Origin of the sequence: Jatrophihabitans sp. (assembly GCF_035474675.1) — a bacterium.
Classification (GTDB): Bacteria; Actinomycetota; Actinomycetes; order Mycobacteriales; family Jatrophihabitantaceae; genus Jatrophihabitans_A.
In genome coordinates, this window is the sequence record NZ_DATINC010000103.1 from 1 (window position 1) to 5826 (window position 5826).

The following is a 5826-nucleotide window of genomic DNA, read 5'->3' on the forward strand; positions in this document are numbered from 1 at the left end:
GCCTCGCGCGGGATCTGCGCGCCGTTGGTGTTGCAGATGGCCAGCACGGTGGCCCGCTGCTCCTTGGCGTGCCGGACCGCCTCCAGGGTGTCGGCGGTCTCGCCGGACTGGCTGATCGCCACCACCAGGGTCTGCTGGTCCAGCACCGGGTCGCGGTAGCGGAACTCCGAGGCCATCTCGACCTCGACCGGGATCCGGGTCCAGTGCTCGATGGCGTGCTTGGCGAGCAGGCCGGCGTGGTAGGCGGTGCCACAGGCCACCACGAACACCTTGTCGATCTCGCGCAGCACCGAGGAGTCCAGGCGCTGCTCGTCCAGGGCGATCCGGCCGTCCAGGTAGTGCGCGCGCAGCGTGTCGGCGACCGCGGTCGGCTGCTCCTGGATCTCCTTGAGCATGAAGTAGTCGAAGCCGCCCTTCTCGGCGGCGGCCAGGTCCCAGTCGATGGTGAACCGCTTGCCCTCGGCCGGCGAGCCGTCGAAGCAGAGGATCCGGTAGCCCTCCCGGGAGATCTCCACCAGCTGGTCCTGGCCCAGCTCCACGGCCTCCTTGGTGTAGCTGATGAAGGCGGCCACGTCCGAGCCGAGGAAGTTCTCGCCCTCGCCGAGCCCCAGCACCAGCGGCGAGTTGCGGCGGGCGCCGACCACGGTCTCGGGATGCTCGCGGTCCAGCAGTACCAGGGTGAAGGCGCCCTGCAGCCGGCAGCAGACCCGCCGGGTGGCCTCGGCGAGGTCGGTGGCGCCGGCGGCCAGCTCCGCCGCGACCAGGTGCGCGACGGTTTCGGTGTCGGTCTCGGAGACCAGTTCCACGCCGGCGGCCTCCAGTCCGGCCCGCAGCTCGCTGAAGTTCTCGATGATGCCGTTGTGCACCACCGCGATCCGGTGGCCGGTGTCGACGTGCGGATGGGCGTTGACGTCGTTGGGCGCGCCGTGGGTGGCCCACCGGGTGTGCCCGATGCCGGTGTGCCCGGCCAGCGAGGTGCCGGTCTGCTCGGCCAGCCGGTCCAGCTCGGCGTCCAGGTTCTCGATCCGGCCGGCCTTCTTGGCGGTGGTCAGCTGCCCGGAGTCGCTGATCACGGCGACCCCGGCCGAGTCGTAGCCGCGGTATTCCAGCCTGCGCAGGCCCTGCATCACCACCTCGAGGGCGGGGCGGGGACCGACGTAGCCAACGATGCCGCACATGGGCTAGAGCGTACGGGAGATGTGAAGCCGGCCGGGTCAGCCGCCGCCGGCTGCGCCGGTCGGGCTGCCGCTGGGAGCCGGGGCGGTCGGGCTGGCGGTGCCGTCGGTCGGGGCGGCGGACGGGGTCACGGTCACCGTGACGGTCGGGGTGGGCTGGGCGGTGCCGCTGGGCACCGAGCTCGCGCTGCTCGGCGCGGTGCCGGACGGGGTGGCGCTGGACGGAGCGGTGCTGGTGGCGGCGGTGCTGCCGACGCTGGACCGCGCCGGGCTGGTGCCGGGACCGGACCGTTCGGTGCCGCCCAGCACGCTGACCCCGGAGCCCTGCCTGCCCTCGACGCTGGCCGCCACCGGCTGGCCGGTCAGCAGCTCGAAGCCGGTGATCAGGCCCATGGTGATCAGGAACAGCGCGCCGGCGCCGAGCGCCAGCCGCTGCGGGGTCAGCGCCAGCCGCAGCCGGCGTCCCCGGCTCGCCGGCTGGCCGGGCGGGCCGTCCAGGTCGTCCAGATCGGCGGAGCCGGCAGGATCGGCGGCGCCCCGTACCCCCAGCCGCCGGGCGGTCGCCACCGCCAGCGCGAGCCGGGCGGCCTGCCGGGAGCGCTCCAGGGACCGGGCGTAGACGGCACCGCCGACCACGCTGACGGCACTGCCGAGCCCGGCGCCGATCACGGTGCCGGCCACTCCGAACACCGAGGCGGCGATCGAGGCGCTCACCGCGGCGAGCACGCTGGCCAGCACCTGGGTCAGCGACAGGGACACCTTCTGGGGTTCGGGTCTCGGGGCCGCGGTGTCAGGCGTCGGCGGGCTGGTAGCAGAACGGCTGGAAGTCGAATCAGTCATCTCAGGGTTCAACGCGGCGGGCCGCGGGCTCGGTTCCACCTCGGCGCGGAGGTGGCACAGCTAACAGGTTTTCGAGGATGCGGGTCTCCGGGTGGACGGCCACCCGGTGCGGGCTAGACGGCCCGGACGACCTCGGACACCCGGCAGGCGATCTGCTCGGCGCGCTCCTGGCTGGCGGCTTCCACCATGACCCTGACCAGCTGCTCGGTGCCCGAGGGCCGCAGCAGGATCCGGCCGTCGGAGCCGAGTTCGGCCTCGGCCGCCGACACCGCCGCCCGGACGTCGGGCGAGGCGGCCACACTCTCCCGGTCGGCGACCCGGACGTTGATCATCACCTGCGGCAGCCGCTGCACGATCGCGGCCAGCTCGGCGAGCGGGCGGCCGGCGCCTGCCATGCACGACATCAGTCGCAGCGCGGTGAGCAGGCCGTCGCCGGTGGTGGCGGCGTCGGTGAAGATCACGTGGCCGGACTGCTCGCCGCCCAGGCTCAGGCCGTTCGACAGCAGGCTCTCCAGCACGTAGCGGTCCCCGACCGAGGTGGTCAGCACGGTGATGCCGGCATCGCGCATCGCGTGGTGGAAGCCGAGGTTGCTCATCACGGTGGCCACCACGGTGTCCCGTGCCAGCAGCGAGCGGTCCTTCAGCTCCCGGGCGCAGATCGCCAGGATCTGGTCGCCGTCCACCACCGCGCCCGCCGCGTCCACGGCCAGGCAGCGGTCGGCGTCACCGTCCAGCGCGATGCCGAGGTCCGCCCCGTGCCGCAGGACGTGGCCGACCAGCGAGTCGATGTGGGTGGACCCGACGCCGTCGTTGATGTTCTCGCCGTCCGGCTCACCGGCTACCACCACCGGCTCGGCGCCGGCCCGCCGGAACAGCTCGCCGGCCACCGAGGACGCCGCCCCGTTGGCGCAGTCCACCACGACCTTGAGGCCGGCAAGCGACGCCGGCGTCGCGGTCAGCAGGTGCTCGATGTAGTGGGCGGCCCCGTCCGGCTCGGCGGTGACCCGGCCGATCGCGGCGCCGGTCGGGCGCGGGGTGCGCCAGCCGGCCTCGATCTCGGCCTCGATCTCGGCCTCGAGGTCGTCGGGCAGCTTCTGCCCGCCCCGGGCGAACAGCTTGATGCCGTTGTCGGGCATCGGGTTGTGGCTGGCCGACAGCACCACGCCGAGGTCGGCGCCGTAGCGCTGGGTCAGGTAGGCCACCGCCGGGGTGGGCAGCACCCCGACCAGCCGCACGTCGGCGCCGGCCGAGGTGAGGCCGGCCACCACCGCGGCCTCCAGCATCTCGCTGGAGACCCGGGGGTCGCGGCCTACCACGGCCACCGGCCGGTGCGAGCCGTCGTGGTTGGCAAGCACCCGGGCGGCGGCACTGGCCACCGCCAGCGCCAGCTCGGGGGTCAGGTCGGCATTCGCGCGACCGCGAACCCCGTCCGTGCCGAAGTACCTGGCCACGAACGCCGAGCTGACTAACGCTTGGAGTACTGGGGAGCCTTGCGGGCCTTCTTCAGGCCGTACTTCTTGCGCTCCTTGACCCGGGCGTCGCGGGTCAGAAAGCCGGCCTTCTTCAGCGCCGGGCGGTCGTCGGGCTCGAGGTTGATCAGAGCCCGGGCGATCGCCAGCCGTAGCGCACCGGCCTGGCCGGTGATCCCGCCGCCGATCAGGGTGGCGGTGACGTCGTACTGGCCGTCCCGCTCCAGCGTGACCAGCGGCTCACGGATGAGCTGCTGGTGCACCTTGTTGGGGAAGTAGTCGTCCATCGAACGACCGTTGAGCTTGAAGACGCCGGTGCCGGGCACGAGCCGGACCCGGACCACGGCCTCCTTGCGGCGGCCTACGACGGGAACTGGGGTAGTCAACGCGAATTCTCCTAAGTGGCTGATCCGCGCTACTGCGCGACCTGCGTGATCGAAAATTCCTTGGGCTGCTGCGCGGCGTGCGGGTGGTTCGGCCCGCTGTAGACCTTCAGCTTCTTCAGCTGCGCGCGACCCAGGGTGTTCTTGGGCAGCATGCCCTTGACCGCGAGCTCGATCAGGCGCTCGGGCTTGGACTCGAGCAGTTCCCCGACCGTCCGCTTGGACAGCCCGCCCGGGTAGCCGGAGTGGCGGTAGCGGAACTCGCCGAGCTTCTGCGGCGCGACCGCGACCCGGTCGGCGTTGACGACGATGACGAAGTCACCGGTGTCGACGTGCGGGGCGAACTGCGGCTTGTGCTTGCCGCGCAGCAGCTGCGCGACGTGGCTGGCCAGCCGGCCGAGGACGATGTCGCTGGCGTCGATGACGTGCCAGGAACGCACGACGTCACCGGGCTTGGGGGTGTAGGTGGGCAAGGCGCACTCTCTCTCGTCGGTCTTCACGACTGCCGCCGGCGGGCTGGCAGCCGCTCCCGCGGTCGGTCCGAGCCGTCTGGCTCGACGCTCGACCCCGGAACATGGCCGTGCACGCGCGCCGCTGGGCGGACGCGCGCCAAGGGAGCACGATACCGGCCGGCGGCAGCCCCCTCCAAATCGAGCGCCCGCCCGGGCACCCGGCCGGCCCCGGTTTCAGCGGGGCCGGACCACCCGGGCGGCGTCGAAGACCGGCTCGGCCGACTCGGCCACCACCCCGTCGGCGCCGAAGATCAGGTACCGGTCGAACCGGCGGGCGAACCACCGGTCGTGGGTGACTGCCACCACGGTGCCCTCGTAGGCCTCCAGCGCGTCCTCCAGAGCCTCGGCCGAGAGCACGTCGAGGTTGTCGGTCGGCTCGTCGAGCAGCAGCAGGGTCGCCCCGGACAGCTCCAGCAGCAGGATCTGGAACCGGGCCTGCTGGCCGCCGGACAGCGTTCCGAAGCTCTGGTCGCCCTGGCCGTGCAGCTCGTAGCGGCGCAGCGCCGCCATCGCCCGGCCGCGGTCCACCCCCGGACGCCCGGGCTCGCCGTGCCAGAGCAGGTCCACCAGAGTGCGGTCGGCCCACTCCGGGTGGGCGTGGGTCTGGGCGAACAGCCCCGGCACCACCCGGGCGCCGAGCTTCCAGGATCCGGAGTGGTTGACCGGCTCGCCGCCCAGCAGCCGCAGGAAGTGCGACTTGCCGGCACCGTTGGAGCCCAGCACCGCCAGCCGCTCGCCGTAGAAGATCTCGATGTCGAACGGCTTCATCAGCCCGGACAGCTCCAGCTGCTCGCAGGTCACCGCCCGCACTCCGGTCCGGCCGCCGCGTAGCCGCATGGTGACGTTCTGCTCCTCGGGCTTGTCCGGCGGCGGCCCCTCCGCCTCGAACCGGGCCAGCCGGGTCTGCATGGCCCGGTAGCGGGAGGCCATGTCCGGTGAGATCTTGGCCTGCTGCTGCAGCGTCCGGACCAGTTCGACCAGCCGGGCGCGTTCCTCGTCCCAGCGCCGCCGCAGCTCTGCCATCCGCTCGTGCCGGTGCGCGCGGGCCTCGTGGTAGGAGGCGAAGCCGCCGCCGTGCACCCAGCTGGTGCCACCTTCCAGGGTGACCACCCGGTCGGCGGCGTTGGCCAGCAGCTCCCGGTCGTGGCTGACGAACAGCACGGTCTTGGGTGTGGTCTGCAGCCGCTCCTCCAGCCACTGCTTGCCGGGCACGTCGAGGTAGTTGTCCGGCTCGTCGAGCAGCAGCACCTCGGCCGGCCCGCGCAGCAGCGCCTCCAGCGCCAGCCGCTTCTGCTCGCCGCCGGAGAGGGTGGCGATCTCGCGGTACTTGCAGGACTCGAAGCCGATGCCGAGCGCGGCGACCGTCACGGTGTCCCACAGCACCTGCGCGTCGTAGCCGCCGGCGTCGCCCCAGTTGGCCAGCGCGTGGGCATAGCGCAGCTGGGTC

General features: G+C 72.8%; 6 protein-coding genes. All 6 read right to left on the minus strand.

The annotated features are described in order from the left end of the window. Nucleotides 1–1178 (minus strand): glutamine--fructose-6-phosphate transaminase (isomerizing) (glmS, locus tag VLJ82_RS12390; RefSeq protein ID WP_408663663.1); only part of this gene is annotated, 1178 nt, incomplete at its 3' end. Nucleotides 1179–1214: 36 nt separating this feature from the next. After that, nucleotides 1215–1934 (minus strand): hypothetical protein, encoded by a 720-nt coding sequence (locus VLJ82_RS12395; RefSeq protein WP_408663664.1) that lies wholly within the window; start codon nucleotides 1932–1934, stop codon nucleotides 1215–1217. A 194-nt stretch (nucleotides 1935–2128) separates the two neighbouring features. Continuing rightward, the gene (glmM, locus tag VLJ82_RS12400; RefSeq protein ID WP_408663665.1) at nucleotides 2129–3466 is read right to left on the minus strand and encodes a phosphoglucosamine mutase; all 1338 of its coding nucleotides are present in this window, start codon (nucleotides 3464–3466) and stop codon (nucleotides 2129–2131) included. 14 nt (nucleotides 3467–3480) lie between these two features. After that, nucleotides 3481–3927 (minus strand): 30S ribosomal protein S9, encoded by a 447-nt coding sequence (gene rpsI, locus VLJ82_RS12405; protein WP_408663668.1) that lies wholly within the window; start codon nucleotides 3925–3927, stop codon nucleotides 3481–3483. Continuing rightward, entirely contained in the window at nucleotides 3900–4340 is a 441-nt protein-coding gene (rplM, locus tag VLJ82_RS12410; protein WP_408663666.1) for a 50S ribosomal protein L13, read from the minus strand. The genes rpsI and rplM overlap by 28 nt, the downstream gene beginning before the upstream one ends. A gap of 213 nt (nucleotides 4341–4553) precedes the next feature. Further along, nucleotides 4554–5826, minus strand: a 1273-nt coding sequence (locus tag VLJ82_RS12415; RefSeq protein ID WP_408663667.1) for an ATP-binding cassette domain-containing protein, incomplete at its 5' end; no start/stop codon positions are given.